This window comes from Faecalicatena contorta (genome assembly GCF_003149105.1).
GTDB classification, from domain to species: Bacteria; Bacillota; Clostridia; order Lachnospirales; family Lachnospiraceae; genus Muricomes; species Muricomes contortus_C.
The window spans coordinates 457,245-473,334 of record NZ_QGDS01000001.1 but is presented as its reverse complement, the minus strand read 5'-3'; the positions used below and the strand labels follow the sequence as shown (position 1 = coordinate 473,334).

Sequence of the window (16,090 nt, the reverse complement as noted above, 5' to 3'; positions counted from 1 at the left end):
CTAAGTTATTCCCCGTCTAAAGTGTCCTCTGGTAAATTCCATATCTGCTGTCTCCCTGTGCATGAGCGGGAGCTCCTTCTCTTCAAGATAAATATCCCTGTATGTTTTGAGAATATATTCAGCCTCAGTCCTGTTTTCCTGGGTAAACTGGATTCTAAGTCCCGTGGGAGCCAGATTTAGAATATCTTCCTTCTGGTCCAGCAGAAACAAAGGCGCTGTATTGTATATTACATTGTAACAAAATGTACAGCAATTTCTGACGGGAAATTCTTTCTGATACCTGTCTTTTATCTTTAAGACTCCAGGATTTCCCGTACATCCTCCTGTTGTATTTACAATGCATTGAGCAGATACCATCACGGGAAGTCTTCCGTAAACAATTAATTCTGATTGCGTTATTCCAAGTCTTCCCAGTTCTGCTCTGTTCAATTCAACAGGTGCGGTAAACGAATGCACTTCTTGCTTGTTCCAGAACTGCTTTGCCTGCCGGTTGAATACATATAGATTATGGTCCAATATAACCTTCTTGTCAAATCCTTGTTTCATTAAAAAATGAAAACTTTCGTAATTCCGTATTAAAAAACCGTCAAATCCCATCTGTAGAAATGCAGCATACTGTCTGGAAAAGAAGGAAATTGATTCCCGGCGGAAAATATGAGGCATAGCAAGAAAAATTTCTTTTCCTTTGTCACAGACTTCCCTGCATAGTTCTTTCAATTCCGGCTCTTTTAAAGAATCCTCATACATAAAAGATTCCAGATAAATTCTTTTTACATCAGGACATCCGGCTGCCGCCCGCACCTGTGCATCTGATTCTGCCAGAACAGCCAGCCAGGGTTCTGTGCCGGATAAATTTCTGTTTTTTTTATGAGTGACTCTCTGCTCTGCTGTTTCTTGCTGTTTGTTTCTGGTTCTGTGATATGCTCCGCAGATTTCTTTGATCAGAAGTTCTAAAGCTGCACGTCTGAGCTCATTGATTTGCTGCATGGGCAGGAAAATGGCACCTTCCACTGTAATATCTAATGTTTCAAAGACGAATTCCGTATTTCCGGTCTTCATGAGCTGCTTTTTGATCCGGTTTTTATCCAGGGGCTGATTCTTTGCTTCTTCTGTGTTTTCCTCTGTCCGGACTGTTACGGAAAATCCTTTACAGCCTACGGTTAGAACTGCCGGTTCTCCTGGAGAAGCCCAAAAATTTCCATACAACGGCTCCTTCAGGGTACCTGCCTCATATAGTTTCTGCATTCTCTCCAGCAGTTCCTGCCTGCGGATACGGTATAATATGGTTCCCTTTGCAAAAGTCAATCCCTTTGGCGCGAGAATCTGTACTGCTTTTCCCTTTGGAACTTCATTACCAAAGGTATAATTTTCCTTCTCAACAGCTCCATCCTGCCCCTGTGACATTTCCAGTATATCCCCTTTGTAGATATCTGTAAGAGCCTCTCCCCTTATCTCCCGTCCTTTTTGGGAAAGTATCTTCAATGCAGGCACTCCGGCATGGTTGGGCCGCTTGAGTGAAAGCATTTCTCCGCTGTTATGTTGCCTGTAATATCCCTCACTGAATCCGCCCCGGTTATAAATATCCAGAAGCATTTCCTTGTCGCGCGGGGAAACCTGAAATCCTGCTTTTCCTTTCTGCAGGTAAAGGTCTGTATACTTTCGGTACATAGAGGTGACAAGAGCCACATATTCCGGCTTTTTCATGCGTCCTTCAATCTTAAATGAGTCAATGCCTGCTTCAATCATCTCCGGTATCAGTTCCAGAGTGCAGATATCTTTCAGGCTCAGGAGATACTCTTTTTTTCCGTTCAAAGTATAAGGCAGCCTGCATGGCTGTGCACACTGTCCCCGGTTGCCGCTTCTGCCGCCAATCAGGCTGCTAAGCAGGCATTGTCCCGAATAGCAGTAACAAAGTGCACCATGGACAAAGCACTCTATTTCCAAATCAGTATGCTCTGCCATATCACGTACTTCTTCTAGTGACAGTTCTCTTGACGGAACAATCCGCTCTACTCCCAGTTCCTGCAGAAACAGAGCGCCCTCTGTATTTGTTACTGTCATCTGTGTACTTCCATGGACAGCCATATCCGGGAAATGCTCTCTTACAAAGTCAAGTACACCAATATCCTGAACAATCACTGCATCCAGTCCCCGGCAATAAAGGGGCTCCAGATAATCATAAAGACCGTCCAGCTCGCTGTCCTTTAAAAGTGTATTTACTGTAAGGTAAAGCTTACGCCCATGCAGATGTGCATAGTCAATGGCTTCCAGCAGTTCTTCTTCCGTAAAATTGTCTGCAAAAGCTCTTGCACCAAAGCGGGGACCGCCTGCATAGACCGCATCTGCTCCTGCCAGAACCGCCGCCCGAAAACTGGTATAAGAGCCGGCGGGCGCCAGTATTTCAATTTTCTTTCTGCCTTGTATTCTTTTTGTCAAATCCAATCCTCCTGCTTATACCACTTATTGAAACATTGAACACTTGGCATGGATGTTACCATGAAAGTAAATAAGCTGTCCCAAGACAGCTTATCTTTATTTTCTCCTGTTCTTCATCTCTGTTTCTAGCTTTACAATCTGCATTTGTAAGTCGTTATTTTCTTCCTTCATCTTCGCCAGTTCTTTTTCTGCATTCTCAAGCTTTATCTGGACGGATATCAATTCGTGCTTCAGATCGTACATCTCTTTATCTTTCAGTTCGATATCATTCTCCAGGGAATCACCCTGTTTCTTCGCTTTAAAATAGTCGTCTGCGATATTCAGGGCAAGGAGCACATTACGGGTATCAGCACTTTGCTTCCGGTACCCCTCACTATTGGCACATTCTGTAATCTTATGGTTCAGATAGGAAGAAACTTTCTGGAGGTATTCCTCACCTTCAAATCCACTTAATGTGTAGACTTTCCCTCCAATTAAGACTTCTGTGAAATGTTTTGCTGAACTCATAGCATCCTCCTCGCGTTTCTTACCTGTTATTATAAACTATATGAAAACAAAAACCAACCACTTTTTCAAGTTATTTCCTGCTCAGGAGTATTATTCCTGACAGTTTACAACCTAGCCCATCAGCTTAGTGATGGGCTGCCGTAACCTAAAACAACCACTATTATTCCTGATAAGGCAGGCCCAAGTGTCCATAGGCCAGCTCCGTAGCAACTCTGCCCCGGGGAGTCCTCTGAATGAAGCCGGTTTTGAGCAGATAAGGTTCATAAACATCTTCCAATGTACCTGCATCCTCTGAAATAGTCGCCGCCAATGTATCCAACCCCACAGGCCCCCCCTGGAACTTTTCAATCATGGTAAGTAAAATATTCCGGTCAATATGGTCCAGACCGTATTTATCCACATCCAGCATATCCAGTGCATAATGGGCGACTGCTTCCGTAATGGCTCCGTCGTATTTTACCTGGGCAAAGTCCCGGACTCTTTTCAGCAGACGGTTTGCAAGACGGGGAGTTCCTCTTGAACGCTTCGCCAGCTCCAGTGCTCCGTTCTCATCAATTTCCACATTCAGAACTTGTGCGGACCTCAGAATAATTGTTTTTAACTCCTGTTCCGTATAAAATTCCAGGTGATTGACCACTCCAAATCTGTCCCGCAGAGGAGCAGTCAGCATTCCCGCCCTGGTTGTTGCTCCTACCAGAGTAAACCTGGGCAGATCCAGCCGGATAGAACGGGCTGCAGCGCCCTTTCCAATCATAATATCAATGGCATAATCCTCCATTGCCGGGTATAAAACTTCTTCTACCTGCCGGTTGAGCCTGTGTATCTCATCTACAAAGAGAACATCATTTTCTTGCAGATTGTTAAGAATTGCAGCAATTTCTCCTGGTTTTTCAATAGCCGGTCCGGAAGTGATTTTGATATTCACACCCATCTCATTTGCTATAATCCCGGCCAGAGTGGTTTTTCCCAGCCCGGGAGGACCGTAAAACAGTACATGGTCCAATGCCTCTTTTCTCTCTTTTGCGGCCTTAATATAGATATTTAAGGTTCCCTTTGCCTTTTCCTGTCCGATATAATCATCCAGAAATTGAGGGCGCAGACTGCTCTCAATCTTGATGTCTTCTTCCAGGCTTTCTGTTGTTATAATTCGCTTTGCCATACTCTCCCTTTATATTTCCTCACTTCTGTTTTCCGGTGAATTACAATATTTTTTTTAAAGCTTCCTTCAGCAGATCCTCTACGGTTGGATTCTCCAGAGTCACTTGTTTTACTGCTCTCAGACTTTCTGCGTTTCCATATCCCAGTGCAACCAGTGCCTGTACTGCTTCAGCTTGAATCCCATTAGAATTCCTCGGTACAAAAGCAGTGTCTGATTCCTGTACAGCATTATTCAGGACATCTTCTATACTTAGTTTATCTTTCAGTTCAATAATGAGCTTTTCAGCCGTTTTCTTTCCTATGCCCGGTGCAGCCGAGATTGCCTTCACATCTCCTGACATTACTGCGAAACGCAGGGAGTCCGGTGAAAGCTGGGAGAGGATACTCAATCCTCCTTTGGGACCGATTCCGCTGACTCCGATTACGAGCCGGAACACTTCCAGGTCATCCCTTGTCAGGAAACCAAACAACTGCATCGCATCTTCCCGTACATTCAAATATGTATGGATTTTCACCTCGTTTCCAGGCGGGGGCAGAAGCCCCAGGGACTGGGCCGGCATATAGATGCCATATCCTACCCCTCCTACATCTACAATTACTTTTTCTGTCTCAATTGCGGCAAGTTCACCGCGAATATATGAAATCATAAGTCTCCTCTCTGACGTCTTCGCTGCCTCCAGCCACTATCATAGCATATTGACTTTTAGAATGCAATCACATGTTCGATTGTAATTTTTAAGGAAATTGACTATAATAATCCGGTATGTTTCACGTCACTAAATTAGTACAACGACACCAATGAAAAGGGGAAGTTTATGAAATATATAAGGAAGTCCGGTTTGCTTTTGATAATTCTTTTGACTGTGGTTTTGATGTTTACCCTTTCCGCCTGTTCGAAGCCGCCTTTAGAAAATCCCATAAAGACAACGGGTATTTATTTTGACACCGTAATATCTGTAGAAATATGGGGGAGCACAGATGAGACAATCTTAGAGTACTGCGAGGATATATGTGCACAATATGAACAGCTGCTCAGCAGAACCATTGAAACCAGCGATATCTCCAGAATCAATTCTGCCGGAGGCGCTAAAGTGCAGGTGGATGCCAAGACGGCAGAAGTAATAAGAAAAGGTCTGTATTACAGCCAGTTGTCAGAAGGAGGCTTCGATATTACCATAGCCCCATTAAGTGAGCTGTGGGATATTAAAAATAATCCCGGCAATATTCCGGCCCAATCTGCTATTGACGAGGCTAAAAGTCATGTAAACTATAAAAATGTTGTCCTAGAAGGTAATACAGTCAGCCTGAAAGATCCAGAAGCTGCCATTGATCTAGGCGCAATTGCTAAAGGATTTATTGCAGATGAATTGAAAGTTTATCTGACAGAACAGGGGATTGAGCATGCCCTGATTAACCTGGGCGGCAATATACTGGCTGTAGGAGGAAAAACAGACGGTGAAAACTTCCATATTGGAATACAGAAACCGTTTGATGAAAGAAACACAGTAATGACCAGCGTGGATGTCAATGGAAAATCCGTGGTTTCCTCCGGCACCTACGAAAGATACTTTAAAAAAGACGGAAAAATTTACCACCATCTCCTGAACCCTTCCACAGGCTACCCCTTTGATAATAATCTCCTGCAGGTTACGATTATCTCAGACCTTTCCGTGGACGGGGATGGATTAAGCACTACCTGCTTTGCCCTGGGGCTGGAACAGGGAACTGCGTTGATAGAAAGCCTGGACGGAATCAGTGCTATATTTATAACCGAGGATTACAGCCTGCATTATGCCGGGTAATTACAAGAATGCCTGCCCCAGTGAGTAAACTGCGGGGCAGGCATTTTGCTGTCTGTTTTAATAAATCTGAACTGGTCTTTGTCTTCAATTATGCCCGCGGTGTGATAATTTTTCTCGGACACTTTTCAGCGCATACGCCGTAATTTGCGCATTTAGCAGGGTCAACGTATGCCAGGTTATCTGTCACTGTCACTGCTTTTGCTTCACAATTCTTCTCACAGATACGGCATCCGATACATCCAACCTGACAAACATCTCTCACTGTTTTCCCGTTATCATGAGAATTGCACTGGACAATGTGCTTCTGCTCATAGGGAAACATTTCTATCAACTGCTTAGGACATACAGCTACACATTTTCCGCAGGCTTTACATTTCTCTCTGTCTACGACTGCGATACCTTCCATAATATGTATTGCGTCAAATGGACATGCCCTCACACAAGTTCCAAAGCCAAGGCAGCCATAGCTGCAGCCTTTTGGCCCGCCGTCCTGCATCATATGTGCCATGATACAGTCTTCGATTCCAAAATATTCATATTCATCCTTTGCCAGCTCAGAGGTTCCGCCGCATTTTACAAAAGCTACCTGACGGATCTGCTCTTCTGCAGACATACCCATAATTTCACCAATTTTCTCAGCGACCGGAGTACCGCCTACCGGACATGCACCTATGTCAGCTTCACCTGCTACGATAGCAGCAGCAAGACCGGAACATCCGGGGTATCCACATCCGCCGCAGTTGTTTCCTGGAAGGGCTTCTAAGACAGCCTCTTCTCTCTCATCAACTTCTATGGCAAACTTTTTACCCGATATTCCAAGGAAAACACCGATGAATAATCCAGTGCCGCCGACGATTGCCGCAGCTATTAAAATTCCTGATATACTCATGTCTCTTCCCTCCTAAATTAATCCTGAAAATCCGAAAAAGGCAATTGCCATCAGTCCTGCTGTAACCAGAACGATCGGAGTTCCCTGGAATGATTCTGTAATATCATTGTGTTCAATTTTTTCACGGATACCTGCCATCAGAACAATGGCAACCAAAAATCCGGTTGAAGTCGCAAATCCATTTACTACGCCTTCCAAAACATTGTAAGATTTCTGTACATTCGTCAGCGCAACACCAAGAACCGCGCAGTTGGTTGTAATCAAAGGCAGATATACGCCAAGCGCATTATAAAGCGGCGGCATTGCCTTCTTTAAAAACATTTCTACAAACTGCACCAATGCTGCGATAACAAGAATAAAGACGATAGTCTGTAAGTATTCAAAGTTTGACGGTACAAGAATAAATTTGTAAATCACGCTTGTTGCAAATGATGCGATGGTTATAACAAAAATAACAGCACCGCCCATGCCGGCTGCAGTCTTAACGTTTTTAGAAACACCGAGGAACGGACAAATTCCAAGGAACTGGCTAAGTACAACGTTATTTACAAGTGCAGAACCAACCGCAAGTAATAATAATTCTCTCATTTTGTTCCCCTCCTATTCCTTTTCTTTCATCCCGCAGGTGGCGCATCCTGCACCACATCCCGCTGCTTCAGGTACGGGAGTACCTTTTTTGGCAGCTCTGTTTCTGGCCTTATTCTGTAAAGCTGTCAGCACTGCAAGAACAAAGAATGCACCCGGTGCCAGAATGAAAATGGTAATAGGCTCATAAGAAGTTGGAAGCAGCTGTACGTTAAATATTTTTCCAGAACCGAGGAGTTCTCTGACAATACCGATTGCCATCAAGCCTACGGTAAATCCAAGTCCCATTCCAATACCGTCAAATATGGACGGCAGAATAGGATATTTGGAAGCATAGCTCTCTGCTCTTCCAAGAATAATACAGTTTACAACGATCAGAGGGATATAAATACCAAGGGAATCATACAGGCTTGGAACAAATCCTTCCATTAAAAACTGTACGATTGTAACAAAGGATGCAACAACAACGATGAACGCCGGCATCCTGACGGAATCCGGTATAATTTTCCTCAGCATGGAAATCAACAGGTTTGATAATACAAGTACAACGGTTGTTGAAAGTCCCATACCAATGCCGTTCACAGCAGAAGTTGTAACTGCCAGTGTGGGACACATTCCCAGCATCAGCACGAAGGTAGGATTTTCTTTGACGAGACCGTTATACAGTCTTTCTGTATACTTATTCATTGACACTACCTCCTAACATATTCTGAAAATAAGCCAGAGCAGAATTCACTGCATTTGTTACAGCATTTGTTGTAATTGTAGCTCCGCTGAGTGCATCTATTTTATCATCACCCTGCTCTCCGCTCTTGGTGTAGGAGAATTTGCTTACTTGTTTATCCTGGAACTGGCCTCTGAAATCAGGCTCTGCCGCTTTCATGCCCAGCCCTGCAGTTTCGCTGATAGAAAGCATCTCTACGCCTTTTACAGTTCCGTCTGCCAAAAGCCCCACGGACATGGTAATGTCACCGCTGTATCCCTCATGGGAAACCACAGTAATAACACATCCTAAATCATTTCCATTACCATCTTTTCCTATGACCACTTCGGTAATATCAGCATCGGGATAGCCTGCATTTCTTAATACTTCAGCCGCATCACTCTCATCATAACCGGAATATGCTTCGAAGGAAGCAGCGTCCGGGAGCGCCAGCTTAAATGCCTCCTGCTTCGCCTTCTCCTGGGCAGCCGCAATTGGGGCTTTTGTTACCTCGTAAACGAGTCCCAGAAGAATACCGGCAACCAATGTAATGGTTGTAAGTATAAGTGTATTTTTGATAATTTTATTCATTATTTTTCTCCTCCTTTACCGAATGGTTTTGGAAGGGTAATCTTTTCAATCAATGGCACCAAAAGGTTACCGATGATAATTGCATAGGAGACTCCCTCAGCTGAGCCGCCGAATAACCGGAACAGGCCGGTCAGCAGCCCCAGACAGACGCCATATACAATCTGCCCCCTTGATGTAATAGGAGAAGTCACATAATCTGTAGCCATGAACCATGCACCCAGCATCAGACCTCCTCCGCAGAGATGTGCTGTGATATACTGTGCGTCAAAACCATGACCACCGAAAATTGTGATAAAAATGACGAAGGTTACAATATAAGTACCAGGGACCCTCAAATCAATGACTCCCATCAAAAGGAGGAACATAGCACCTACCATAATTGCAAGAACAGAAGTCTCTCCTATTGTACCCCGTATATTTCCAAGCAGCATAGTCATGGTGTCTACTGCCTGGCCGGCTCTCATATTGGCAAGAGGAGTTGGTCCTGTTACACCGTCATATACGAAGTATGTCATCCTCCCTGTAAAAGAAATAAGAAGGAAGCATCTTGCTGCCAGGGCAGGATTCATGAAATTCTGTCCCAGACCTCCAAATAACTGTTTTACTACGATGACTGCAAATATAGAACCCAAAGCCCCCATCCATAATGGAAGGGTAGGCGGAAGATTCAATGCAAGAAGAAGACCTGTGACCGCCGCACTGAAGTCTTTAATGGTAACTGGTTTATGCATCAGCTTCTGATATATGTACTCTGACAATACGGCGACCGCTGTTGTAACAACAACGAGAAGCCATGCATTTTCATGTCTGAAATTATAAATGCCGAAAATTGTAGCCGGCAATAATGCTATCAGAACCATCAGCATAAGATTGCTGCTGGTTGCTTTATCACGTATATGCGGTGAAGCTGATATGTTATAATTCTCGTTCACTTTTAATTCACCCCTCTGTTAATTTTTCTTTCTGTTTGCCAGAGCAATCTTACGCATTGCCCCAATCGACTGTTTCAGCGGCCGTTTTGCAGGACAGACATAACTGCAGGAACCGCACTCTACACACTCCAGTCCATTCTGTGCCGCAAATGTCTCCTCATCATGCCTCTCTCCATAATCAGCAAGCCTGGCGGGAATAAGCCGGCATGGGCAGACTTCTACACAGCGTCCGCAGTTAATGCATGGCGCCGGTTTTTCTTTTGCAACTGCATCCTCAGAAAATGCCAGAAGAGAAGAGGATGTTTTTGTCACAGGTGTGTCCAGTGTCATCATAGCGAATCCCATCATAGGCCCGCCAGATATCACCTTTTTGGGTTCTGTCTTAAATCCGCCCGCAGCTTCTACAAGTTCCTGCTGGTTTGTCCCTAAAAGAACTTTAAAATTACCGGGATGTTGTATGGCATCCCCACTGACAGTTACGACACGCTCCATCAATGGTCTTCCTTCCATCACCGCATAATGAATTCCGACCAAGGTCTCTACATTATCTACGATACATCCGGCGTCTGCAGGAAGCATGCCGGAATGAATTGCACGTTTTGTTGCGGCATAGATAAGCTGGCGCTCCGCTCCCTGGGGATATTTCGTCTGAAGTACTTGTACCTCCATACGCGGCTCATCTTTTATAGCATCCTTTATTTTTTCAATACACTCTTTTTTATTGTCTTCTATTGCAAAAATACCCTTCGCATGTTCGAAAAGAGAAAGGATCACTCTCATACCACTTACAAGTTCTTCCGTATACTCAAGCATCCTCCGGTAGTCAGCTGTAATATAAGGCTCACATTCCGCACAGTTTGCTATAATATAATCGATTTTCTCAGGTTCTTTCGGTGAAAGTTTTACTCTCGTTGGAAACCCGGCACCACCCATGCCCACGATTCCCGCTTCCGCAATCCGGTTAAGGACCTCTTCCCTTGTCAGTTCTTCCAGCGATTTTACAGGTTCATATTCGCTTTCCTCATAATTCCCGTCATTTTCAATCACAATACAAGTCACTTTGGTTCCGGTAGGATTCAGACGTGTTTCCACTCCTTTGACCGTTCCTGACACAGAGGAATAAACTGGTGCCGATACAAATCCTCCTGCCTCCGCAATTTTCTGGCCCTTTAAAACATGGTCGCCTTTTTGGACAACTGGATTTGCCGGAGCGCCTATATGCTGTGAAAGCGGATACAGTAAATCACTTTTTGGTAGTAATTCTGTAATTGCCTGGTCTTTTGACAAACTTTTACCGTCATTTGGATGGATTCCACCTTTAAAAGTTAAAAACCCCATTCTCTGCTACCTTCCTTTCTTTTTCATATAGTTCATATTGTACTAGAATTTGTGCATAAAAGCTAGCAAATATAGACAATTTATTGCACGTAAATTAGTACAATTTGTTGTTTCTTTAACAACTTCTTAACGTGCCAATATAAAAATAGGTTTTTTAATATATGAAACAGCAAAAAAGTAGAGACCTTTCGGTCTCTACTTTTGTATTAGTTTTATTCTTCTACATCATCCGCATCTTGCGCTTCATCCGGCTCCAAAGCCTTCATGCTCAGGCTGATTTTCTTCTCAGCTTCGTTCAGGTCTACAATCTTAGCTGTAATCTCCTGCCCTACAGAAAGGACATCAGACGGCTTCTCAACATGCGCTCTTGAAATCTGAGAAACGTGAAGCAGTGCATCTACTCCTGGTGCAAGTTCAATAAATGCACCAAAATCTGTCATACGTGCCACTCTGCCTGTAATAACTGTACCCACAGCGAAATCCTCTGAAGCATGTGCCCACGGATTCATCTCCGGGAACTTCAGGCTGAGTGCAACCTTTGTATCATTGATATCTTTTACGAGTACTTTTAAGGTCTCCCCTACCTGGAACACCTTCTTTGGATTCTCTACTCTTCCCCAGGACATCTCGGAAATATGTAACAATCCGTCTACCCCGCCAAGATCAATAAATGCACCAAAGTCTGTTACATTTTTAACAGTTCCTTCAATTGTATCACCAACCTGCAGCTTTGCAAACAATTCTTTTTGCTTTTCTGCTCTCTCTGCTACAAGCAGTTGTCTTCTATCACCAATTACACGGTTTCTTCTAGGATTGAATTCGCTGATAACAAACTCAATCTCCTGTCCTTCATATTTGCTCAAATCCTTCTCATAAGAATCAGATACAAGACTTGCCGGAATGAATACGCGCGCTTCTTCTACTGTTGCACATAAACCTCCTCCGAGGATCTGAGTAACTGTAGCCTTCAGAACTTCTTTGCTCTCAAAAGCTTCTCTCAGTCTCTCATTGCCCTTTTCCGCAGCGAGTCTCTTGTAAGTCAGCAATACTTGGCCCTCACCGTCATTTACCTTCAAAACCTTAACTGTCATTGGATCTCCAACTGAAACAACAGTCGTCAGATCTACTGACTGGTCGTTGGAATACTCATTCTTTGTGATAATGCCGTCTGCCTTATATCCGATATTCAGGATAATCTCGTCCGGCTTAACATCAATGACTGTACCCTCAACTACCTCTCCGTTGTGAATTGTTTTGAATGACTCGTCTAACATTTGTTCAAAAGATAATTCTGACATTATTTTGAACCTCCTCAATTATATTGTTGGGCGTGGATGCCCCTGCTGTAATACCTACTGTTTCCACTGACCCTAATTGATTCAAATCCAAATCGTCAAGTGTCTGTATATAGTACGTATCTTTACATGCTTTCTGGCATATTTCAAATAACTTCTGAGTGTTGGAACTATGCTTGTCGCCAATCACTATCATAGCATCCACCTCTTCTGCAATACGGTGTGCCTCAGTCTGACGTTCTTTCGTTGCACTGCAGATTGTATTTAAAACACTTACATCATAACCCTTTTTAGAAATAATTTCAACTAAATCTTGAAATTTATTGTAATTAAATGTCGTCTGAGCAACAATGCAGACGGCCTTTCCCGGCTCAGCTGTAAATTTTTCTGCTTCCTGGGTGTCTTGTATCACAGTTACGTTTTTCTCTGCCCATCCCTTAATTCCTTCTACTTCAGGATGATTAGGATTGCCTATAATAACGATTTGTGCGCCGTTCTGGCTTTCTCTTTTTACAATCCTATGTATTTTCTTCACAAAGGGACAGGTTGCATCAATTACTGTCAGCCCCTTTTCATTCAACTTTGTACAAATATACTCAGGCACACCGTGGGAGCGGATAATGACAATGCCTTCCGTCAACTGCTCCAGGTCCTCCTGGCTTTTCAGAACTTTGATGCCTTTCTTTTCCATATCCTTAACGACTTCTTCATTATGGATGATTGGACCGTATGTGTATATCTGAATCTGGCTGTCCTTTTCTTTTTCAAGCTGTTCGTAGACTGTGTCTACGGCACGCTTTACGCCGAAGCAGAATCCGGCTGTTTTTGCCCGTTTGACTTCCATCGCTTCCCACCTCCTATTTGCAATGTTTTATAATTTCAGACACCACTTCTTCGATGGTCATGTTGGAACTGTCAATCAGTATTGCATCCTCCGCCTGTTTCAGCGGGGCTGTCTTGCGGTTCATATCTCTGGAATCCCGTTCTTCAATATCCCTCTCAATCTGGCTGTAATCACAGGATATTCCTTTTTCCATCAGTTCATCATAGCGTCTTTTTGCCCTTGTTGATGTGCTGGCTGTCAGATAGATTTTCACATCTGCAAAGGGAAGAATCTTTGTACCGATATCTCTGCCGTCCATAACGACGTCCTCCTTTTTTGCCAGCTCTCTTTGAAGTTCTAAAAGCTTTTCCCTTACCTCCGGGATGGCAGAACTAAAAGAAGCCATGTTCCCCGCCGCCTCTTCTCTGAGACGGGAAGTTATATTCACACCGCCTACATAGACCTGCTGGATTCCGTTTTTATATTTTATGCTCACATCTGCATTTTTGCATGCTGCTATGATTTTCTCCGTTTCACCAGGTGCGATGCCTGCATCTAAAAAATAAACAGCCAGTGCACGGTAAAGGGCACCCGTATCTACGTAAACATAGCCCTTCTGTTTAGCCACCAGCCTGGCTATCGTACTTTTTCCTGCCCCAGCAGGACCATCAATTGCAACATTATATCCCATTGTATTCCTCCCTACTTATGCAACTGATACTTATTGAACTACTAATGTTCAATAAGGTAGGCTTTGTATTTTAAAGTCTTATGTTGCAAAGTACATCCTGTTGACTAAGGCATGGTCTTTTCATGCCTTAGTAACATGGATGTTTCCTTGTTTAGTATACCGCATTGCCTGCCAGATATGCTGTAGACCATGCAATCTGTAAATTAAATCCTCCGGTGAGCGCATCCAGATCCAGTACCTCTCCGGTGAAATACAGCCCCCGGACAAGTTTTGATTCCATAGTTCCGGGATCAATCTGTTTCACGTCCACACCGCCTTTGGTAATAATTGCTTCTTTGAAGCCTCTCAGCCCGGTTAGTGTCATTTCCAGATTTTTTATCAAAGTTACGAATTTCAGTCTTTCCTCCCGGCTTATTTCATGAACCTTTTTATCAGGATCTATTTGGCTCAACTCAAGCATGACCGGTTTTAATTTGCCCGGAAACAGCTTGTCGACTGCATTTTTAAACTGCTTATTCCTGTTTTCTCCAAAATCCCTTAGAACCCGCTGGTCCAGCTGTTCCATAGATAATGCTGGTTTTAAATCAATGGTGAGCCTGAGGTTTTTCTCATTTAATATCGGTCCGATCAGACTGCTTGCGCTGATAATAATTGGACCGCTTACTCCATAATGTGTAAACAGCATCTCTCCAAATTCTTCGTAAATCCTTTTTTTTCCATCATAAATGGCAACATTTACATTGCGTAAGGAAAGACCCTGCAATTCCATGATGTATGGTTCTTTTACTTCCATAGGGACAAGGGAGGGAAATAATTCTGTTACAGAATGTCCGGCTTGTCTGGCAAACCGGTATCCGTCCCCGGTAGAGCCTGTTGACGGATAGGAAATTCCCCCGGTAGCAATAATACAGGCATCTGCCGGTATTTTTTTTCCGTCTGACAGAAGGATGCTTTGGAATTTGCCGTTTTCTGTACATATTTCTTTCACTTCACTGTGCAGGTGTATTTCCACATGAAGCCGTTTTAGCTCCCGGGTCATAGCACCTATGACATCAGAGGAATGGTCAGACTCGGGAAATACGCGGTTTCCTCGCTCTATCTTTATTTTAATGCCTAATTCTTTAAAAAAATCAAGCACCTGTTCATTGGTAAAACTATAAAAGCCACTATATAGAAATTTGGGATTGCTAATCACAGAAGCAAAGAGAGTATCCATATCTCCTGCGTTTGTAATATTACACCTGCCTTTTCCAGTAATGAAAAGCTTTTTCCCCAGCTTTTCATTTTTCTCATATATATGAACTTCATGTCCGTTTCTGGCAGCAAAAATTCCGGCCATCATTCCCGCCGCACCGCCACCGGCTATGAACACCTTACTCATCTTCTTTTCCTTTCGGGTCTGGGGTTACAGAGAGTGTACTTCTCACTTGGTTCAGCTCATCTGCACTGTATACCTGATATTCGTCCCATATTTTTTCTAATGTTTCGAGAGTAGTGATTACTTCATTCTGCTTTTTCATACAGAGAGCCACTACTAAAGCATTAATCACACTAAGGGGAGCAACAAGAGAATCCACAATAGAAGCCATGTCACTTCTTGCAATCAGATTGCAGGAGGAATATAGATTCATAGGAGAATGTATACTGTCGGTCAGTGTAATCACCTTTGCTTTCCTGTTGCTGGCAAATTCCAACGCCTTTAAAGTACGCATGGAATATCTGGGAAAACTGATCCCAATGATAACATCTTTTTCATTAATACGAATAAGCTGCTCAAAAATCTCACTGGAACTGTTTGTGTCCACGGCGGTCACATCTTCGCAGATTAAGTTCAGATAAAATGTAAGAAATGTTGCTAAAGGAGCACAGCTTCGTATTCCAATCACATAAATCTTTCTGGCACTCAGAATCGTATCAATTGCAAGTTCAAAAGCTTTTTGGTCAATAGCTGCAAGAGTCAGCTTAATTTTTTCAATATCAGACTGCAATACGGTGGTAAGAATCTCAGACTGGCTGATTCTGCCGTAAGTCACTTCCATTCTTTGGATAGAATTCAACCGGTTTCGTACCAGCTCTTCCAGAGCTTTCTGAAATCCAGGATATCCTTTATATCCAAGCTGCGTGGCAAAACGTACTACTGTGGACTCACTAACCCCCACAATTTCCCCAAGCCGCGCAGCCGTTAAAAATACTGCTTTATCATAATTCTCACAGACATAGTCGGCGAGGCGCTTTTGTCCCTTGCTGAGACGCTTATATTTTTCCTCAATTCTAAACAACAGCTCATTTGTGCTGTTTTCATTTGTGTTTAAGCTATTTTCATTCACAGTAGTTCCTCTT

General features: G+C 43.4%; 16 protein-coding genes. 1 reads left to right on the top strand and 15 read right to left on the bottom strand.

Annotated features, from left to right (window positions below):
- From A8805_RS02250 to ruvA, 4 genes are all read right to left on the bottom strand, one after another.
- Complete coding sequence (locus tag A8805_RS02250) at positions 1-2,436, bottom strand: U32 family peptidase (protein WP_109708573.1); 2,436 nt, start codon at positions 2,434-2,436, stop codon at positions 1-3.
- A 96-nt stretch (positions 2,437-2,532) separates the two neighbouring features.
- Complete coding sequence (gene zapA / locus A8805_RS02245) at positions 2,533-2,943, bottom strand: cell division protein ZapA (protein ID WP_109708572.1); 411 nt, start codon at positions 2,941-2,943, stop codon at positions 2,533-2,535.
- A gap of 160 nt (positions 2,944-3,103) precedes the next feature.
- Positions 3,104-4,102 (bottom strand): Holliday junction branch migration DNA helicase RuvB, encoded by a 999-nt coding sequence (gene ruvB / locus A8805_RS02240; protein ID WP_109708571.1) that lies wholly within the window; start codon positions 4,100-4,102, stop codon positions 3,104-3,106.
- 40 nt (positions 4,103-4,142) lie between these two features.
- Positions 4,143-4,748, bottom strand: coding sequence for a Holliday junction branch migration protein RuvA (gene ruvA, locus A8805_RS02235; protein ID WP_109708570.1), 606 nt, complete (start codon positions 4,746-4,748; stop codon positions 4,143-4,145).
- 168 nt (positions 4,749-4,916) lie between these two features.
- Between ruvA and A8805_RS02230 the strand changes: the two genes are divergently transcribed.
- On the top strand, positions 4,917-5,903 hold the full coding sequence (locus A8805_RS02230; protein ID WP_109708569.1) for an FAD:protein FMN transferase: 987 nt from the start codon (positions 4,917-4,919) through the stop codon (positions 5,901-5,903).
- Between the two features lie 88 nt (positions 5,904-5,991).
- Here the strand turns inward: A8805_RS02230 and rnfB are convergent, their stop codons facing one another.
- From rnfB to A8805_RS02175, 11 genes are all read right to left on the bottom strand, one after another.
- The gene (gene rnfB / locus A8805_RS02225) at positions 5,992-6,792 is read right to left on the bottom strand and encodes an RnfABCDGE type electron transport complex subunit B (protein WP_109708568.1); all 801 of its coding nucleotides are present in this window, start codon (positions 6,790-6,792) and stop codon (positions 5,992-5,994) included.
- A gap of 12 nt (positions 6,793-6,804) precedes the next feature.
- The gene (locus A8805_RS02220) at positions 6,805-7,380 is read right to left on the bottom strand and encodes an electron transport complex protein RnfA (RefSeq protein WP_109708567.1); all 576 of its coding nucleotides are present in this window, start codon (positions 7,378-7,380) and stop codon (positions 6,805-6,807) included.
- Positions 7,381-7,392: 12 nt separating this feature from the next.
- Positions 7,393-8,064 (bottom strand): electron transport complex subunit RsxE, encoded by a 672-nt coding sequence (rsxE, locus tag A8805_RS02215; protein WP_109708566.1) that lies wholly within the window; start codon positions 8,062-8,064, stop codon positions 7,393-7,395.
- The gene (locus tag A8805_RS02210; RefSeq protein WP_109708565.1) at positions 8,057-8,671 is read right to left on the bottom strand and encodes an RnfABCDGE type electron transport complex subunit G; all 615 of its coding nucleotides are present in this window, start codon (positions 8,669-8,671) and stop codon (positions 8,057-8,059) included. Before A8805_RS02210 ends, rsxE begins: the two co-directional genes overlap by 8 nt.
- On the bottom strand, positions 8,671-9,537 hold the full coding sequence (locus A8805_RS02205; protein WP_420319461.1) for an RnfABCDGE type electron transport complex subunit D: 867 nt from the start codon (positions 9,535-9,537) through the stop codon (positions 8,671-8,673). The genes A8805_RS02210 and A8805_RS02205 overlap by 1 nt, the downstream gene beginning before the upstream one ends.
- Positions 9,538-9,621: 84 nt before the next feature.
- Positions 9,622-10,941: an electron transport complex subunit RsxC gene (gene rsxC, locus A8805_RS02200; protein WP_109708563.1), complete on the bottom strand. Its 1,320-nt coding sequence runs from the start codon at positions 10,939-10,941 to the stop codon at positions 9,622-9,624.
- Between the two features lie 212 nt (positions 10,942-11,153).
- Positions 11,154-12,239 (bottom strand): 30S ribosomal protein S1, encoded by a 1,086-nt coding sequence (rpsA, locus tag A8805_RS02195; protein WP_109708562.1) that lies wholly within the window; start codon positions 12,237-12,239, stop codon positions 11,154-11,156.
- Positions 12,220-13,080, bottom strand: coding sequence for a 4-hydroxy-3-methylbut-2-enyl diphosphate reductase (gene ispH / locus A8805_RS02190; protein ID WP_109708561.1), 861 nt, complete (start codon positions 13,078-13,080; stop codon positions 12,220-12,222). Before ispH ends, rpsA begins: the two co-directional genes overlap by 20 nt.
- 13 nt (positions 13,081-13,093) lie before the next feature.
- Positions 13,094-13,750 carry a (d)CMP kinase gene (gene cmk / locus A8805_RS02185; RefSeq protein WP_109708560.1) on the bottom strand — a complete coding sequence of 219 codons (657 nt, stop codon included), beginning with the start codon at positions 13,748-13,750 and terminating at the stop codon, positions 13,094-13,096.
- 151 nt (positions 13,751-13,901) lie between these two features.
- Positions 13,902-15,131 carry an NAD(P)/FAD-dependent oxidoreductase gene (locus A8805_RS02180; RefSeq protein WP_109708559.1) on the bottom strand — a complete coding sequence of 410 codons (1,230 nt, stop codon included), beginning with the start codon at positions 15,129-15,131 and terminating at the stop codon, positions 13,902-13,904.
- Entirely contained in the window at positions 15,124-16,077 is a 954-nt protein-coding gene (locus A8805_RS02175; protein ID WP_330405687.1) for a MurR/RpiR family transcriptional regulator, read from the bottom strand. Before A8805_RS02175 ends, A8805_RS02180 begins: the two co-directional genes overlap by 8 nt.
- Between the last annotated feature and the right edge of the window lie 13 nt (positions 16,078-16,090).

Excerpts from the sequence above, each read along its gene's own strand:
- zapA (WP_109708572.1), bottom strand. The coding sequence starts at position 2,943 with ATGAGTTCAGCAAAACATTTCACAGAAGTCTTAATTGGAGGGAAAGTC.
- ruvB (WP_109708571.1), bottom strand. The coding sequence starts at position 4,102 with ATGGCAAAGCGAATTATAACAACAGAAAGCCTGGAAGAAGACATCAAG.
- ruvA (WP_109708570.1), bottom strand. The coding sequence starts at position 4,748 with ATGATTTCATATATTCGCGGTGAACTTGCCGCAATTGAGACAGAAAAA.
- A8805_RS02230 (WP_109708569.1), top strand. The coding sequence starts at position 4,917 with ATGAAATATATAAGGAAGTCCGGTTTGCTTTTGATAATTCTTTTGACT.
- rnfB (WP_109708568.1), bottom strand. The coding sequence starts at position 6,792 with ATGAGTATATCAGGAATTTTAATAGCTGCGGCAATCGTCGGCGGCACT.
- A8805_RS02220 (WP_109708567.1), bottom strand. The coding sequence starts at position 7,380 with ATGAGAGAATTATTATTACTTGCGGTTGGTTCTGCACTTGTAAATAAC.
- rsxE (WP_109708566.1), bottom strand. The coding sequence starts at position 8,064 with ATGAATAAGTATACAGAAAGACTGTATAACGGTCTCGTCAAAGAAAAT.
- A8805_RS02210 (WP_109708565.1), bottom strand. The coding sequence starts at position 8,671 with ATGAATAAAATTATCAAAAATACACTTATACTTACAACCATTACATTG.
- A8805_RS02205 (WP_420319461.1), bottom strand. The coding sequence starts at position 9,537 with ATGCTGATGGTTCTGATAGCATTATTGCCGGCTACAATTTTCGGCATT.
- rsxC (WP_109708563.1), bottom strand. The coding sequence starts at position 10,941 with ATGGGGTTTTTAACTTTTAAAGGTGGAATCCATCCAAATGACGGTAAA.
- rpsA (WP_109708562.1), bottom strand. The coding sequence starts at position 12,239 with ATGTCAGAATTATCTTTTGAACAAATGTTAGACGAGTCATTCAAAACA.
- ispH (WP_109708561.1), bottom strand. The coding sequence starts at position 13,080 with ATGGAAGTCAAACGGGCAAAAACAGCCGGATTCTGCTTCGGCGTAAAG.
- cmk (WP_109708560.1), bottom strand. The coding sequence starts at position 13,750 with ATGGGATATAATGTTGCAATTGATGGTCCTGCTGGGGCAGGAAAAAGT.
- A8805_RS02180 (WP_109708559.1), bottom strand. The coding sequence starts at position 15,131 with ATGAGTAAGGTGTTCATAGCCGGTGGCGGTGCGGCGGGAATGATGGCC.